At 49.2% G+C, this 16110-nt stretch carries 16 protein-coding genes; 11 read left to right on the top strand and 5 right to left on the bottom strand.

The genetic code is table 11. The features are described 5' to 3' along the window. Positions 1–199: 199 nt before the first annotated feature. Positions 200–628, top strand: a complete 429-nt coding sequence (locus NGM62_RS12530) for a CBS domain-containing protein (RefSeq protein ID WP_262248412.1) — start codon at positions 200–202, stop codon at positions 626–628. Between the two features lie 43 nt (positions 629–671). Here NGM62_RS12530 and NGM62_RS12535 read toward each other — a convergent pair whose 3' ends face one another. Further along, a complete protein-coding gene (locus NGM62_RS12535; protein WP_262248414.1) occupies positions 672–890 on the bottom strand; it encodes a hypothetical protein in 219 nt (72 codons plus the stop codon). Positions 891–1018: 128 nt separating this feature from the next. Between NGM62_RS12535 and NGM62_RS12540 the strand changes: the two genes are divergently transcribed. After that, on the top strand, positions 1019–1474 hold the full coding sequence (locus tag NGM62_RS12540; protein WP_262248416.1) for a GatB/YqeY domain-containing protein: 456 nt from the start codon (positions 1019–1021) through the stop codon (positions 1472–1474). On the opposite strand, the gene NGM62_RS12545 is transcribed toward NGM62_RS12540, so the two are convergent. Together NGM62_RS12545 and NGM62_RS12550 are read right to left on the bottom strand one after the other, a co-directional pair. Next, complete coding sequence (locus NGM62_RS12545; RefSeq protein ID WP_262248418.1) at positions 1460–2422, bottom strand: GNAT family N-acetyltransferase; 963 nt, start codon at positions 2420–2422, stop codon at positions 1460–1462. The genes NGM62_RS12540 and NGM62_RS12545 overlap by 15 nt on opposite strands. A 4-nt stretch (positions 2423–2426) precedes the next feature. After that, complete coding sequence (locus NGM62_RS12550) at positions 2427–3251, bottom strand: 1-acyl-sn-glycerol-3-phosphate acyltransferase (protein ID WP_262248419.1); 825 nt, start codon at positions 3249–3251, stop codon at positions 2427–2429. Between the two features lie 241 nt (positions 3252–3492). Here NGM62_RS12550 and NGM62_RS12555 point away from each other — a divergent pair, with 241 nt between their 5' ends. The 9 genes from NGM62_RS12555 (at position 3493) to NGM62_RS12595 (ending at position 12874) form a co-directional block, all read left to right on the top strand. Next, the gene (locus NGM62_RS12555; RefSeq protein WP_262248420.1) at positions 3493–4155 is read left to right on the top strand and encodes a CBS domain-containing protein; all 663 of its coding nucleotides are present in this window, start codon (positions 3493–3495) and stop codon (positions 4153–4155) included. 1 nt (position 4156) lies between these two features. Then, a complete protein-coding gene (locus NGM62_RS12560) occupies positions 4157–5044 on the top strand; it encodes an NAD kinase (RefSeq protein ID WP_262248421.1) in 888 nt (295 codons plus the stop codon). Positions 5045–5133: 89 nt separating this feature from the next. Further along, positions 5134–5829, top strand: coding sequence for a type IX secretion system protein PorG (gene porG, locus NGM62_RS12565; RefSeq protein WP_262248423.1), 696 nt, complete (start codon positions 5134–5136; stop codon positions 5827–5829). Positions 5830–5866: 37 nt separating this feature from the next. After that, on the top strand, positions 5867–6613 hold the full coding sequence (locus NGM62_RS12570; protein ID WP_262248425.1) for an isoprenyl transferase: 747 nt from the start codon (positions 5867–5869) through the stop codon (positions 6611–6613). A gap of 97 nt (positions 6614–6710) precedes the next feature. Then, positions 6711–9266, top strand: coding sequence for an outer membrane protein assembly factor BamA (gene bamA, locus NGM62_RS12575; protein ID WP_262248426.1), 2556 nt, complete (start codon positions 6711–6713; stop codon positions 9264–9266). Between the two features lie 76 nt (positions 9267–9342). Next, positions 9343–9879 (top strand): OmpH family outer membrane protein, encoded by a 537-nt coding sequence (locus NGM62_RS12580; protein WP_262248427.1) that lies wholly within the window; start codon positions 9343–9345, stop codon positions 9877–9879. Positions 9880–9989: 110 nt separating this feature from the next. Then, on the top strand, positions 9990–10532 hold the full coding sequence (locus NGM62_RS12585) for an OmpH family outer membrane protein (RefSeq protein ID WP_262248429.1): 543 nt from the start codon (positions 9990–9992) through the stop codon (positions 10530–10532). Between the two features lie 186 nt (positions 10533–10718). Continuing rightward, positions 10719–12017, top strand: coding sequence for a (Fe-S)-binding protein (locus tag NGM62_RS12590; protein WP_262248430.1), 1299 nt, complete (start codon positions 10719–10721; stop codon positions 12015–12017). A gap of 65 nt (positions 12018–12082) precedes the next feature. Next, entirely contained in the window at positions 12083–12874 is a 792-nt protein-coding gene (locus tag NGM62_RS12595) for a (Fe-S)-binding protein (RefSeq protein ID WP_262248431.1), read from the top strand. 106 nt (positions 12875–12980) lie between these two features. Here NGM62_RS12595 and NGM62_RS12600 read toward each other — a convergent pair whose 3' ends face one another. Next, complete coding sequence (locus NGM62_RS12600) at positions 12981–14813, bottom strand: sialate O-acetylesterase (RefSeq protein ID WP_262248433.1); 1833 nt, start codon at positions 14811–14813, stop codon at positions 12981–12983. Positions 14814–14900: 87 nt separating this feature from the next. Beyond that, on the bottom strand, positions 14901–15929 hold the full coding sequence (locus tag NGM62_RS12605; protein WP_262248434.1) for a glycoside hydrolase family 43 protein: 1029 nt from the start codon (positions 15927–15929) through the stop codon (positions 14901–14903). Positions 15930–16110 lie beyond the last annotated feature (181 nt).

Here is a 16110-nt window from a genome sequence, read left to right on the forward strand (position 1 = left end):
CAAATACCGTGAAAAGGTGCTAAAACTTTAAAAGCGAAATCCCTGGGGATTGGGCGGATAATTAGGTTTTCTTGTAGATTAGTGTTATCTTTATCGTGTACTTGCGAAAGCACCGATTGTAACCGTTAGTTGCCGTATACGTAATTCATGCAGCGATTTAGCTGATTGACATAGCTACTCACTATAAAAAGCAATAATCATGAAGACCGTTAAGCACATTCTCCACAAGAAACCAGCTGCCGTTCATTCAGTTGGCCAGCACGTCTCCGTATTGGAGGCGTTGAAAATCATGATGGAAAAAAACATCAGTGCCTTGCTCGTTATCGATGACGGGAAACTGGCAGGGATTTTTACGGAACGGGATTACGCCCGGAAAATTATTCTGCAGGGAAAATCATCGAAAGACACGGCCATACACGAGGTGATGACCCGGGAGCCACATACCATCTCGCCGGACGAACTGATCGATGAGTGTATGCAGCTGATGACCAACAATCACTTCAGGCACTTACCCGTAATAAGCGAAGGTACCGTGGTCGGCATCATCTCCATCGGTGATTTGGTCAAGTCGATCATGGAAGACCAACAGCAAACCATTTCCCAATTGGAAAGTTACATCAACAGTTAGATAAACTGCGAGGGGTTGTAAACGGAGAAAGGGCTGTGATATTTTATTTCATAATCCGGAACACCACACGGAATACGATAAGCCATCCGATGGCGAGCAAAACCCATGAAATAGCCGAAAGCAAAGTAGAGTCTTGGAGGTAGCGCAAGAACACACCCGTCATGCCAATTACAACGGCTATAGCTAGCGTTACATAGTGGCGGGTTTCGTTTGCGTTGTTTATTGTTTGCCGTGCAGGCCTCTTTTCTGTTGTCGTTGCCATGTTAAATAACAATTTGCTGCCAAACTTAGATAAAGTTGTTTTGATATGCAACTATAATTGCCCGAAATAAAAAAAAGGCCCAAAGAGGCAACTTTTATTATCTTTGAGGCTCGAAAAAATCAATGCAAATGGCTTTACAAGACAAGATAGACCAAGCAATCAAATCGGCCATGCTGGCCAAAGACAATAGCCGCCTGCGCGGTCTGCGCGCCATCAAGGCAGCCATCCTACTGGCAAAAACCGAAAAAGGCCCCGCTGAGGCCCTTACGGAAGCTGCCGAAATCACCGTATTGCAGAAACTGGCAAAACAGCGCCGGGAGTCAGCCGAAATCTATCAGCAGCAAAACCGGAACGACCTGTACACCATAGAAATGGAGGAGTTGGCCGTAATCGAAGAGTTCCTGCCCAAGCAGCTCAGCCAAGCGGAGGTAGAAGAAATAGTGAAACAGGTAATAGCCGAAACCGGCGCATCCGGTCCCAAAGAGATGGGTAAGGTGATGGGACTGGCCAACCAACGGCTTGCCGGAAGAGCCGACGGCAAGACCATATCGGCAATTGCCAAGGCCCTGCTAGCCGGAAGTTAGATGGCGGCTACCAAAACCTTTGTCCCGCTCATAAGTGGAAATATGGCGTTCTTTTTTACTTTCGAAAATATCATCGATCGTAATCAAGATGCCTGTTTCCTCAACGGTGCCAAACTCGTCATTAATGGCGGTACCGAATGTCATCATCGTTGACGAGAGGTTCATATACGTATTGATAAGCGGCGGAATATTTTCGCCCAGCGCCCGTACGCGGCTGTTCAACAGCTTATATCCTTCTTTATAGTCCAGACCGTCGAACACATGGCTGAATGTAGCAACGTCATTGAAATAACCCAAGGGCTTGATGGGCCATACCAGCTGCTCACGATCGGGAAAATAATGATGCATAAAGTAAATAAGAAGGTCGCGGGCTTCCCGGTTATAATGCGGGTACATGGTAACCTTCCCAAACAGGTATTTCACGTCGGGGTTGAGCTTCACTATTGCCCCTAGCCCATCCCACAGGTTATCCAACGAAAACAGCCCCTTCCGGTTGTCCTTACCCGGTTGATATTTGGGCTGCACAAAAGAGCGGCCCAATTCGATAGTGTAAGGTAGGTATTCTTCGATGAACTTGGGTGAGAAATGGAAATAATGGGCTGTAGACAGATTGATATCACCATGGCTGTTTACCCCCACGTCTTTACATTTGATCAACCGATAGCCGGCGATGATCTCTTCATCTTCGGGGTTCCATGCAATCAGCTGGTCGTATGCGTCTGCCTCGGTATCGTTTTCGTCGAGATCCAGCGCCATGCCCGTACCGCCGCCAGCGGCACGGAAGGTAAGCTCCCTCAACCTCCCGATTTCGTTTAACGTATGCGGCGCATAGCGGTAATTCACTAAATAAATCTCATTATCGCCATTATTGGTATAGCGGATAAATGCCTCTTGCGTAAGCTCCTTTTTGATTAAATCCCGGTCAACAGGTGCTATGATCTCTTGCATATAGTTAGTTTTCAGGAGCTAATTTGTATACCACACGTTTAACCTCAGCAGCCCACTCCTTTTCACTTTTAGAGCTGTCAAAATAAGTATAAGATATTGGTTTTCCTATGCGGATGGTCACTTTTTTGTTTTTCTGTTTGAACATCTCGTCGGCAAGGTAAAACATCTCTACGTTGGTTTTGATACCAATTGTTTCCCGTAAGCGAGCGAAATTATAAAAAAAGCTGGAATTTTTCCCATCAATATATACGGGTATGATATCACGGTGGTATTTCTTGGCTTTAACGATAAAGCTTTTCTTCCATTCGAGGTCTTCGATTTTACCGTTGCGCTTGCGCGATACCAGCCCGGCCGGGAAAACCAACAGTGCTTGGTCTTGCGCATAGGCCTCTTCGATCTGCCGCATACCTTGCCGCCCTTGCACACCGTGCTTATTAACACCTACAAACAACGGCTGCAAATTCTTTATATTCAACAGGATATCATTCACAAGAAACTTGATATCCTGCCGGTATTTGCCCAGTGAATGCATGAAAGCCACACCATCCAAGCCTCCTAACGGATGGTTGGATGCGAAAATAACACCACCGGTCCGCGGGATGTGTTCCTCACCGGTCAGTTCAACGATAACCCCGAGCTCACCGATCAGCGCATCCACAAACTCCAGCCCGTGTAAATGGCCTATGTTGTCCATTACACGGTTGATGTCGTCTTCGTGCACCACCCGCTCGATGTAGCGCAATATGAATCGGGGCATCCAGCGCAATAATCGCGGGTTTTTCTTCCGGATGACATCACGGATGACAATATATTTGTCGTTGTTTCCCAAAACAATCCTCTCTTCAAAAACGGGCACCAGGCTTTTGCAGGCGCCTTATTATAGCAGCCAAAAGTAGCAAAAGTTCCGATATTGTTGCGTGTTTATTCGGGATGCGGCACAATTCAATAAAAAAAATTAAATTAGTCGTTGAAATCGGTAAAAGCCACTATTTTTGGCAAGTGGATGGAATTATTTTAAACGATTGGAGTTTTCAATCGTTTAATTAAGATAAGGAGGTGGAACAACAATCATGAATATAGGCCAAGTCATAACCGACCACAACTACGCGGTAACGCCATTGGAAAGCAAACGCCAGATTTTGGACAAGATGGCCGATTGGCGGTTAGCACACTTACCCGTAGTAAAAAACGAACTTTTTCTGGGGCTAGTTTCCTATGAATCGCTGGCTGGGAGAGAACATGTGGACACACCGATAGAAAAACTGGAGGTTACCTACCAGCATGTGCATCTATTCGACACCCAGCATATCTACGATGCGGTGCTCTTCTTTCAGGTACATGGTATCGATCTGTTGCCGGTGCTGGATGAAGAGCACACGTATCTGGGGGCACTGACCCCGCTAGACCTGGTGGATGCATTGGGGCAAACCATGTCTGTGAACCACCCGGGGGGGATTATCATCCTGGAGATGGGCAACCGCGACAATGCTTTATCGCACATAGCCCATATTGTTGAAGCAGAAAACACGCAGATACTCAGTTCGTATGTGCGTATGTTTGCCGACTCCTCCCGCTTGGAGGTGACCATCAAGGTCAATACCACAGACATTTCATCCATCGTTGCTGCATTCTTACGGCACGATTACACAATCAAATCAACATACAACGACGAAAATAGCCGCGACAACTCACGCGACCGCTATGAGCAACTGATGAACTATATTAATATGTAGTATGAAGATAGCGGTTTACGGGAGGGAATTCCACCCGTCGGTTATTCCCTATGTACAGCATTTATTCGATTCGCTGGCTGCAAAAGGTGCAGAGCTGTGGATTTATGGCGGGTTCCGCGATTTCCTCAACGAACAACGGGTGGTATATCCACCTAATCTAAACACCTTTGTAGCTAAAGAAGGGCTGCCAGCCGATGTAGGCTTCATGCTCAGCCTCGGGGGCGATGGCACGATGCTGGCAGCGGTGTCTATTGTAGCCGATTCAGGTATCCCGGTGGCAGGCATCAACTTCGGGCGGCTTGGCTTTTTAGCAGATATCAGCAAAGATGATATCGAGGTGTCTATGGAAGCCATCTTTCGGGGTGATTACGATATCCAGAAACGCACGCTGGTATCGGTCGAGTCAACGCAGGCCGAATTATTCGACGGAAACCATTTTGCCCTCAACGATGTGACGCTCTTCAAATCCGACAGCTCGGCGATGATTACGATAAACGCACATGTAAACGGTGAGCTGCTGAATGCCTATTGGGCCGACGGCATTATCGTGGCCACCCCTACAGGGTCTACAGCGTACTCACTGAGTTGCGGTGGCCCTATCCTAATGCCGGGAAGCGGAAACTTTGTAATTACACCCATATCTCCGCATAACCTCAACGTGAGGCCGATGGTGATCTCGGACGAGGTGGAGCTGGTGCTCGACATCGAAAGCCGGAGTGGCAAGTTCCTGCTGTCGTGCGATTCGAAGACCACGGCCGTTTCGTCGGATATCCGGCTTACTGTGCGGAAGGCCCATTACCAAGCGAACTTGATTCGATTGACTAATTACAGTTACTTCGCTACACTTCGCAACAAATTGCTGTGGGGATTGGATGCGAGGAATTATTAGGTTTGAGACAATAGACGTAAGATATTAGACAATAGACGTGAGACATAAGATTAAAGGCTAACGACCAAAGACTACGACTTACAACAAAAATGCTTAAAGCAATCACCTCGGTTTGTTTCTTTTTTTTGCTCTCCGTTGCCAATGGGCAGGAATGGGAACTGGGGTTGCAGGGTGGTGCTTCTGGATATATGGGCGATATCAATCCGGAAAACCCATTCGCGTTCAACGATTGGTCTGTGGGAGCGCTTGTGAAGTATAATTTGAACCATACGTGGGGCATCCGCGGGAACTTCGCGTATGCAAACACGTACGCGTATGATGGGCACTCGCGGGTACAGCAGCGCCGCGACCGCAACCTGGGTTTCTTCGGTCCGATCATGGAAGCTGCGCTGCTGGTGGATTTCAATTTTTTCAAATGGTTGCCCCAACGGGGGCGAATTGTGTACACGCCGTATATTTTTGCTGGGGTTGGTGGGATTGTGTTTGAGCCCAAATGGTATGACCTTTTAGATCCGGCGACACCAGAAATCAACTTACGCGACTATAGAACCGAAGGTGTAGTGTATGACAACAAGGCTATTACAATTCCTTTCGGTGCCGGTTTTAAATACAACCTACGTGGCCCTTGGTCCGTTGGGGTTGAATTGGGGTATCGGCTTGTGCTTACCGATTACCTGGATGATGTGAGTAAACGCGGCGATGGCCGACCCTACGATTCGTTTATGACCGTAGGCATTACCCTATCCTACACCATCTTTAAAGGTGGATGCCCCGAATGGCAGTAAGTCCTCAGAAAAATCTTAACTTTGCGCCAAATTTAGAATGGACATCAAGGACACGATCGATAAAACGAAGCTACCGGAACATGTTGCGATCATTATGGATGGCAACGGCCGATGGGCAAAGGAACGGGGGCAATTACGTGTATTTGGCCATAGAAACGGCGTGGCAGCCGTACGAGATACTGTAGAGGGTGCCGTTGAGATCGGCATAAAATACCTTACACTCTACGCCTTTTCTACAGAAAACTGGAACCGACCGAAGCTAGAAGTATCTGCGTTAATGGAGCTGCTCGTCAACACCATTAACAAGGAAACAAAGACGTTGATGGATAATGGCGTGAAACTCAATGCCATCGGCAATCTGAACCAACTACCGACAAAGTGCTTTGCCCGCCTTAATGAGGCGATGCAGAAAACAGCCAACAATACAAATTGTACGCTCACACTCGCGTTGAGCTATAGCGCGCGGTGGGAAATAACCGAGGCGGTGCGGCAGCTGGCCAAAAAGGTGCTATCGGGTGAGATCAATCCGGACGACATCGACGAAAACCAGGTGGCGCGGCATTTAACCACGTGCGATATACCTGACCCAGAACTTATGATACGTACCAGCGGCGAACAACGTATCAGTAATTACCTGCTTTGGCAACTGGCGTATGCTGAATTATATTTCACCGATAAAATGTGGCCCGAGTTCAGACGGAATGACCTGTTTGAGGCCCTGGCCACTTATCAAAACCGGGAACGGCGCTTCGGACTGACAAGTGAGCAATTGGTAAAGAAATAACGAATGGCCGGTGTCTCATGTCTGAAATCTCAAAAAAACACCTTTTAACAAAAATTAACAACTGTTTACTGTACTTTAGCAGCGATAAATTAGATAGATGAAGCGAATACCCCTTTTTATACTTACAACCCTATTGGCGGCAGGTAGCGCTATAGCCCAACAACGCGGGATACCTTTAGCTAACTCCGACGAATTCAGCTACCTCAATCCACAAAACTACATTATAGGCGGGGTGACGATAAGCGGTACGGAATACCTGGACAACGACGTCCTTATCACTATTTCCAAATTGGTGGTTGGCTCACGTATCGAAGTGCCCAGTGATGCGACATCAAACGTGGTGAAAAACCTGATGGATCAGGGCCTGTTTGACGACGTGGAGCTCTACGCGGATGCCGTAAAGGGGGATTCCATTTTTTTCAATATCCACGTAGTGGAACGCCCACGACTTACACGGATTGATATTGAGGGGCTTAGCAAGACCCAAACGGAGGAAGTACGGAAACAGCTCAACGAAAATACCGGTAAAATCGTCAATCAGAACCTGATGAATACGACCAGGAACACCATTACACGGTACCTGAGCGAAAAGGGTTACTTATATCCCGAAATCACGATGGCGCCGGTAAAGGATTCATCGCAAGTAAATAACCAGATACTGGTGGTGAATGTAGAACGCAATCCCAAAGTGCGTGCACACCGCATCAACTTTACGGGCAATGAGGATTTCTCACAGCGGCAGCTCCGCAAATTCTTCAAGGGCGTAAGGCAACGCACGTGGTGGCGCATTACCGGCCCGGGTAAATTTAAGGCTGAAAAGTACAAAGAGGCCAAAGATAACCTGATTGCTAAAATGCATGAGCACGGCTACCGCGATGCGGAGATCCTCCGGGATACCTTCTATAAACATAATGACCGGAACGTGATTGTCGATATCGACCTTTACGAGGGGCCGAAATATTATTTCGGCAACATTGCTTGGCAAGGCAATGCTAAATATTCGGATTCGATATTGAATGTAATCCTGGGTATCGAAAAAGGTGAGGTATTCAGCGAGGAGAAGCTCAACACCAAACTGATGGGCCCCACACGCAACAGCGATGATATTTCTTCCCTTTACCTCAACGACGGCTACCTGACGTTTACCGTAGACCCGGTTCAAACCCGGATTTACAACGACACGATAGACCTGGATCTACGCATTTACGAAGGGGCCCAGTTTACCATCAATAATATCATCCTAAAAGGCAACGACGTGACCAACGACCGGGTGCTGCTGCGCGAAATCCACACTAAGCCGGGGCAGAAATTCTCGAAAGAACTGTTGATGCGAAGTACACGGCAGATTGCCCAGTTGGGAAATTTCGACGAGCAGAAGACAAACCCGGTACCCACCAACCTCAACCACTCCGAAGGAACGGTAGATATCGAATACAATGTGGTGGAGAAACCTGCCGACCAGGTGGAGCTCTCGGGCGGTTTTGGTGCCGGCCAGGTAATTGGTACTTTGGGGCTCTCGTTCAACAACTTCTCCACACGCAACTTTTTCGACAAAAGTGCCTGGAAACCACTGCCGAGGGGTGATGGGCAGAAGCTGAGTATCCGCGGCCAGACCAGTGGCAAGCGCTACCAGTCATACAGTTTCTCCTTTTCGGAACCCTGGCTGGGCGGTAAGAAGCCCATCTATTTCGGTGTAAGCGCCTTCACATCGTCATCCTCGTACGGTGGGTTCGATTGGTATACGGGACGGCAAATTGTGAGTGATAGTGAACTGAACCGAATATGGATGAATGGGGTAACCGTAAGCCTTGGTAAGCGTCTGCAATGGCCCGACAACTATTTCCAGCTGAATTACTCACTGGGCTTCCAGCAATACAAGCTGCAGAATTATCCGGGATTCTTATTTGAAAATGGCAAATCGTACAACATCAACCTGACCCAGGAGATTAGCCGCAATTCGGTAGACCAGCCGATTTATCCTACTTCAGGTTCGCACCTGAGGTTGACCATACAGGTGACCCCCCCTTATTCTACGTTCAACAATATCAATTACCCTACAGCACCCGATGAAGAACGCTATAAATGGACGGAATACCATAAGTGGAAATTCGATTCGCAATGGTATACCCGAATAACGGGCAAATTGGTACTGAAAGCGCAAGCACAATTCGGTTTCTTGGGTACTTATACCGGCGCTACAGGCCAATCCGCTTTCGAACGGTTCAAGTTGGGTGGCGACGGTATGATGGGCTTCGACTTCCTGCAGGGTTCTGAAATCATTGCTATGCGCGGCTATGCTAATGGCATGGTGGTGCCTGACGGATCTGATGTCACCATTGCGCGCAACTCAGGCAGTCCTATCTACAACAAATACCAACTGGAGCTGCGCCATCCGGTGATGCTGAACGACCAAGCCACGGTCTTTGTATTGGCTTTTGCCGAAGGGGGTAATACCTGGGACAACTTCCGCGACTTCAATCCGTTTAAAGTACGCCGCTCGGTAGGGGTAGGTGCGCGTATATTCCTTCCCATTTTCGGCTTACTGGGTATCGACTACGGCCATGCCTTCGACCCGATACCGGGTGTCCCGTCAAGCACATGGCGGCAGAACTTTACGTTCAGCATCATGCAGCAAATGGGTGGATTCAATTAAAATATGTGTGATATTAAAAAAATGGAATTACTTTTGCAGCTGTTGTATTCCATTAGCAACATATAGAATGATGAGTATGAAAAAATTAGTAGGTATATTGGTACTGTCGATAGTGGCTTCTTCGGCAGCGATGGCCCAGCGGTTTGCTTATGTGGATACCGAGTACATATTGAAACATGTCCCCGAATACCTCGCTGCGCAGAAACAATTGGATGCCCTTTCGGTACAATGGCAAGAAGAGGTAGACAACCGCTTCGCTGATATCGAGAACTTATACAAAAAATACCAAGAAGACCAGGTATTACTCAGTGAGGATATGCGCCGCAAGCGGGAAGATGAAATTGTAATGAAAGAACGTGAGGCGCGGGAATTCCAACGGCAGAAATTCGGGTTCGAAGGTGACCTCTTCCAAGAGCGGGTGAAGCTTGTACAGCCCATACAAGATCGTGTGGCCCAAGCCATACAGACAATAGCCACCGACCAAGGGCTGGACATTGTGCTCGACAAGGGTAGTGAGGTTACTTTCCTCTACGCAAACCCCAGATTAGATAAAAGCAACGACGTCATTACACGGCTCGGGTATAAACCAGACCCTTCACTTGCGGATAAGTAATCCATTTCGTATCATTGCGAAATTTTTTTAACGATAAAACAATAAACTTATAATCAAACAAGCGGGACAATCAAACCCAGAAACAACTAGTAAAAATCAAAATGGATAGCATGAAAAATTTGTTTAAAGGTGCAGTGGTGGTTGCGGTGCTGTTTTTATCAACCGGGCTCGTAAGTGCGCAGCAGAAAATCGGCCATATCAATTCGAATGAAATCATCCAAGATATGCCGGAATTCAAATCAGCCCAAACGGAGTTTGAAACCCTCCAGAAATCCAAGGAAGGCGAACTGCAACAAATGGGTGCAGAATACCAAAAGAAAATAACTGCGGCACAAGACCTGCAGCGCAATCGCAGCGAAGCTAATAAAGACTCCATCGACTCCCAACTACAAGCAATCACCGTAGAGCTGGGCGAAATAGAACGCCGTATCAATGAAGTGCAACAAGTAGCACAGGAAGAACTGCAACGGAAGAACGAAGAGCTTTTTGCTCCTATTATCCAAAAAGCAAATACAGCAATACAGAGCGTAGCTAAGGAAAAAGGATACGCGTATGTTTTCGACATTGCCAATCCCGGTATCTCTTATTTCGCTGGCGGCGATGACCTAACAGCCGATGTGAAGACAAAATTAGGTATAACCTCCACCCCGTAACCACGGGACTGGTGATAACCGTAAAAAAAAGCGGAACGTGTGGTCGCACACGTTCCGCTTTTTTTTCCTTGACAACCCACAACCTTCTATCTTAAAATCCCTCTAAATAATTTATTATGCTTGCATAGTATTACGAATTGCTTACCTTCGTAATGCAGTGTCACTGTATGTATAAACATGTTTCTAATGGTAAGCCAAGTTATTTTCGGGTTTGTACTGCTTGCGGCTATTGCATTGGCTGCCTACAATGCCCGCAAGATTATCCAGAACATCCGCATAGGGCGGCCTGAACAGCGGCGCGACCAACCAGCTCTAAGGCTTAAAACCATGCTGCTGGTAGCATTTGGCCAAAAGAAAATGTTTAAACGTCCCTTTGCCGCATTGCTTCACCTATGTGTGTACCTGGGTTTCTGCATCATCAACATCGAGATGCTCGAAATCGTCATAGATGGCCTATTCGGCACCCACCGGGTCTTCGCTGGTATGGGTGCATTTTACACATTCCTGATTGCCGCTTTCGAATGGCTCGCCCTTGCCGTACTGGTGGGGTGCGTGGTTTTCCTCGCCCGGCGCAATATCGCCCGCGTAAAGCGATTTTTCGGCACCGAGATGACACCATGGCCGCGTACCGATGCAAACCTCATCCTGATTGCCGAAATACTACTGATGGCTGCATTCCTTACCATGAATGCGGCAGATCATCGACTGCAGTTTCTGGGAGCGGCCAACTATACACAAGCGGGGGCTTTTCCGGTGAGTACATGGCTGATTCCGCTGCTGCCCGAGAACGTATCGTCGCTCATTACAATAGAACGGGGTTGCTGGTGGTTCCACATCGTGGGTGTACTTGTTTTCCTCAACTATCTCCCCTACTCCAAGCACTTGCATATCATATTGGCTTTCCCGAACACGTACTTCTCGAATCTATATCCAAAGGGCCACTTCACCAATATGGGCAGTGTAACCACCGAGGTGCGGGCAATGCTTGACCCTACTTACACACCAGCGGATACGGAAGCACCGGCACGGTTTGGTGCTAAGGATGTGCAGGACCTGACCTGGAAAAACCTGCTCGACGCCTATACCTGCACCGAATGCGGGCGATGTACGTCTGTGTGCCCGGCAAACATGACGGGCAAGCTGCTCTCACCCCGCAAAATCATGATGGATACGCGCGACCGGATGGTAGTGGTCGGAGACAATATCCGAAAGAACAAAGGTTTCCAAGAAGACGGAAAATCCTTGATAGATGATTACATTACCCGCGAGGAAATATGGGCCTGTACCACATGTAATGCCTGTGTGGAAGCCTGCCCCGTAAACATCAACCCACTGGAGATCATCGTTGAGCTACGGCGCTATACGGTAATGGAGGAATCTAAAGCACCAGCCAGTCTCAACACGATGTTTGGTAATGTGGAAAATAATGGAGCCCCGTGGAAATATGCACAAGCCGACCGGGCGGACTGGAAGAATAATGGTTAATGGTTAATGGTTAATTGTTAATGGTTAATGGTTAATGGTTAATGGTTAATTATGACTAACGACTAATGACTACATTGAAAATACCAACGATGGCCGAATTGATGGCTAATGGCGAAACAGCCGACATCCTGTTCTGGGTAGGATGCGCCGGTAGTTACGATGAGCGTGCGCAACACATTACACGCGATATCTGTAAGATACTGCACCATGTGGGTATCAAATACGCGATACTCGGCACAGAGGAAAGCTGCACGGGCGACCCAGCCAAGCGGGCCGGGAATGAGTTCCTCTTCCAGATGCAGGCCATGGCAAACATCCAGGTATTGGATGGCTATGAGGTGAAAAAAATCGTCACCGCCTGCCCACACTGCTTCAACACAATAAAAAATGAATACCCCGACTTAGGTGGACACTATGAGGTTATCCACCACACCCAACTGATACAGCAACTGATTGATGAAGGGAAGCTGAAAGCCGCAGGCGGCGAATCATTCAAGGGTCGGCGCATTACCTACCACGACCCTTGCTACCTCGGCCGTGGCAATGGCGTATACGAAGCCCCCCGCAAGGCCCTCGAAAGTTTAGATGCTCAACTCGTTGAAATGAAGCACTGCCGGAGTAATGGCCTCTGTTGCGGCGCAGGGGGTGCACAAATGTTTAAGGAACCCGAAAAAGGTACCAAGGATATCAACGTGGAGCGCGTCGAAGAGGCTATCGAGGCACGGGCAGAAATCATCGCCGCCGCCTGCCCTTTCTGCATGACCATGCTGCGCGACGGCGTGAAAGCAAAAGAAAAAGAACAAGAGATGGAGGTCCTCGATATTGCCGAAATCACTGCCCGTGCAAATGGGTTATGACGGCAGTTGACAGTTTTACCTCAAACGGTGAGGCGGGAAGCCCTTCTTCATTGCACAGGTTCGGGTTTACGGGGTTATCGGCCCATGCGTAACGGAGATGTACCGGTTAGGGTACATCGTCGTTCCAGACGGCAACCTCTCCATTTACGATTTCGGCCCTAGCCCACCTGAATTCACCATCAGGCCCGGCCACGGCAAATTCCGCCAGCGGTCCGCCGTCAACTGTTTCCAACCCACTCCCCACACCATCGAACGACAGGATAATCCTATTCCCTTCCTTGCGGTAGGCGCGATACATGGGGCCGTGTGCAACGATGTCCTGCTTGTACACCATTCCCCGGGCAAGCCGTGCCAGTCGGTCGCCTATTTCCTTTTTCCGTTCCGGGTGGATATCGTTCCATTCGCCCAGATCAATGGCCACGGCCATCCCCGTGTGGGGTACGGACAAGGTCTCGCGCTGCGCCTCCCGCAATTCGGCCCAACTGCTTTCGGAGGGGAGGTAATCGTATTCCATAAAACCCGGGAGCTGTACATACAGGAACGGCAGCTGCTCCTTACCCCACTGCTTACGCCAGTCGGCTATCAGCGCCCGCATGCGACTGGCATACAGGTCCGGCCGTGCTACGTTACTCTCTCCCTGATACCACAACACCCCTTTTATTGCGTAATCGACGATTGGGGCAACCATGGCATTGAACAGCGCCGTGGGCTGGTTCTGAATAGTTATCGTCGGTATCTTGTCTTGATGGGCTGTGGATGCAAACACCGCTCCCACCCTGTAGTGCCAAGTGCCCTTGAGATCCACGGTATCAGCCCCGGCAAAAATACAGTACGGCTTATCTGGCACAAAACCGCCTTTCCCTTGGTGGTTGGTAACCTTGACCACAAACACATTCGTCCCTGCCTTCAACACATCGGCTGCGATGTGATACCGGCGCTGTGGATACATGTACGTGGTGTTGCCAATCTTTTTGCCATTGATATACAGTTCATCGGCGTCCACGATGCGCCCGAGGAATATACGGGCGGGTTTGCCTACCATCGCGGCGGGGATTTTCACCTCCTTGCGGTACCACACGATACCGTTTAGGTCTCGGACACCTTGGTCTTCCCAATAGCCGGGCACGTTGATGGTGCGCCAGCCGCGGCTGGGCATGTAGTTCGTGTCGAACCATTCCGGCTCGCTTGTGATGCCCCGATCATCAAACGGCGCGGGCTTGTTGGCCAATGCCGCGGATCTGTTCGTTGCGTGTACGTATGCGGTATCTTTATTTTGCCGAACCGTATTGATCACATCGGGGAACCGGCGCAGCCCAGCCTCGCTGGTCCATGCTTCGATGGGCGTACCGCCTACACTCGCATTGATAATGCCGATGGGGACACCCTGGGTTTTGTGAATTTGCAGGGCAAAGAAATAAGCTACTACGGAAAAATCGCGCACCTTTTCACGCACGGCCTCCTCCCACCTTCCGCCACGGACGTCTGCTTGGGGCCACACCAGATCAGTGGCTGTCGGCACCAGGAATTGCCTGATCTGCGGGAAATCGGCTTCGGCGATCTCTTTTTCATAGGTAACATCGTGGATATCCAGCATGTGCACCATGTTGCTCTGTCCGCTGCAAAGCCACACATCACCTATTAGCACATCGTCGATGACCACGGTATTCTTCCCTTTAACGGTCAGCGTATACGGCCCCCCAGCGCCTATCGCGGGGAGTACCGTGCCCCACTTCCCATCCGGAGCGGTCACGGCCTTTCCAGTTTCGCCGGCGAGTGTTACGGTCACCCGCTCGCCAGGGTCTGCCCATCCCCAGATCGTCAGTTCTTCACCCCGTTGCAACACCATCCCGTTGCTGACAAGGCGTGGGAGCCGGATGTCGGCAAGCGCCGGTAATACCAAGGCATGGAGAGCGAGAAAGATAAACATGCGTGCAGCCATATTTCCAAATCGTTATGGGTCAAAATTCATCTGGGTTATTTCGTCGGACGATCCAAAGCTAAAGAAAACGGCTCACCGACCCAAACGTTAGCTATATGGATCGATGGTTTGGATACGACCCAATTCATCATGGATGAGCTCGGTCATCTTCATGGACCTTAGGTGCGTTACCCCTTCGGAAAGGCTGGAATCGTGATAGAACAAATACCATTTATCCTGGAAGGCAACGATGGAATGGTGTGAGGTCCAACCCACCACCGGGTTCAATATCCGGCCCTGGTAGGTAAATGGTCCATACGGATTATCGCCGGTCGCATAGCAGATGTAATGGGTGTCGCCCGTGGAATACGAGAAATAGTAAGTACCCTTATGCTTATGCACCCATGGCGCTTCAAAGAAGCGGCGTTCGTTATCACCCTGCAAGATGGGCTTCCCCGCTTCGTCTAGGATAAGTACATCTACCGGCGTTTCGACAAATTCCAGCAGGCTATCATCGAGCCGGGCCATTTTGGCACACAAGGCGGGTTCGTTATCTTTTGGCAGGTGAACCAGCGGCCCCTCCCCTTCCGCTTGGAATGCTCCTGTGCGCCAGCGCTGCAACTGCCCACCCCATATCCCGCCGAAGTAGAGGTAATAGCTGCCTTCATCATTGAAAACCGCCGGATCGATGGAAAAGCTGTGCCGGATGGGTTCCGGCTGCGCGGTGAAAGGGCCTGTGGGCGATGGACTGGTGGCCACGCCGATACGGAAGATACCCTCGTGGTCTTTGGCCGGGAAGAAAAGGTAATATGTACCATCTTTCTCCGTTGCATCCGGTGCCCACAACTGTTTGCTTGCCCAGGGTACATCTCGCACATGTAGGGCAATGCCGTGGTCTACAACGGCTGCATGGGCGTTATCCATGGAGAAAACGTGGTAGTCTTCCATCGCGAAGTGGCTCCCAAGGTCGTCAAAAGGGATACCCGCATCGACATCGTGCGACGGATAAATGTAAATCTTCCCATCAAATACGTGGGCCGATGGATCTGCGGTGAACAGGTGCGTTACCAATGGCTGCGAAATCGCCCGTTCACGCAGGTTGTCAAAGTCAATATGGTCAATGGAATCTTCAGGCATTTTTTTAGTAGTTAGTAGTTAGTAGTTAGCTTCCTGTCTCATATCTCACGTCTCATATCTCACGTCTCATATCTCATATCTCATATCTCACATCTCATATCTCACATCTCATATCTCATATCTCACATCTCATATCTCATATCTCACATCTCATATCTCATATCTCATATCTCATATCTCA

Origin of the sequence: Parapedobacter soli (assembly GCF_025460835.1) — a bacterium.
GTDB classification, from domain to species: Bacteria; Bacteroidota; Bacteroidia; order Sphingobacteriales; family Sphingobacteriaceae; genus Parapedobacter; species Parapedobacter soli.

Coding starts and splice junctions, on each gene's coding strand:
- bamA (WP_262248426.1), top strand. CDS start 6,711: ATGAAGCGAATACCCCTTTTTATACTTACAACCCTATTGGCGGCAGGT.
- NGM62_RS12535 (WP_262248414.1), bottom strand. CDS start 890: ATGGCAACGACAACAGAAAAGAGGCCTGCACGGCAAACAATAAACAAC.
- NGM62_RS12560 (WP_262248421.1), top strand. CDS start 4,157: ATGAAGATAGCGGTTTACGGGAGGGAATTCCACCCGTCGGTTATTCCC.
- NGM62_RS12570 (WP_262248425.1), top strand. CDS start 5,867: ATGGACATCAAGGACACGATCGATAAAACGAAGCTACCGGAACATGTT.
- NGM62_RS12585 (WP_262248429.1), top strand. CDS start 9,990: ATGAAAAATTTGTTTAAAGGTGCAGTGGTGGTTGCGGTGCTGTTTTTA.
- NGM62_RS12545 (WP_262248418.1), bottom strand. CDS start 2,422: ATGCAAGAGATCATAGCACCTGTTGACCGGGATTTAATCAAAAAGGAG.
- NGM62_RS12600 (WP_262248433.1), bottom strand. CDS start 14,813: ATGGCTGCACGCATGTTTATCTTTCTCGCTCTCCATGCCTTGGTATTA.
- porG (WP_262248423.1), top strand. CDS start 5,134: ATGCTTAAAGCAATCACCTCGGTTTGTTTCTTTTTTTTGCTCTCCGTT.
- NGM62_RS12530 (WP_262248412.1), top strand. CDS start 200: ATGAAGACCGTTAAGCACATTCTCCACAAGAAACCAGCTGCCGTTCAT.
- NGM62_RS12580 (WP_262248427.1), top strand. CDS start 9,343: ATGAAAAAATTAGTAGGTATATTGGTACTGTCGATAGTGGCTTCTTCG.
- NGM62_RS12555 (WP_262248420.1), top strand. CDS start 3,493: ATGAATATAGGCCAAGTCATAACCGACCACAACTACGCGGTAACGCCA.
- NGM62_RS12605 (WP_262248434.1), bottom strand. CDS start 15,929: ATGCCTGAAGATTCCATTGACCATATTGACTTTGACAACCTGCGTGAA.
- NGM62_RS12590 (WP_262248430.1), top strand. CDS start 10,719: ATGGTAAGCCAAGTTATTTTCGGGTTTGTACTGCTTGCGGCTATTGCA.
- NGM62_RS12595 (WP_262248431.1), top strand. CDS start 12,083: ATGACTACATTGAAAATACCAACGATGGCCGAATTGATGGCTAATGGC.
- NGM62_RS12540 (WP_262248416.1), top strand. CDS start 1,019: ATGGCTTTACAAGACAAGATAGACCAAGCAATCAAATCGGCCATGCTG.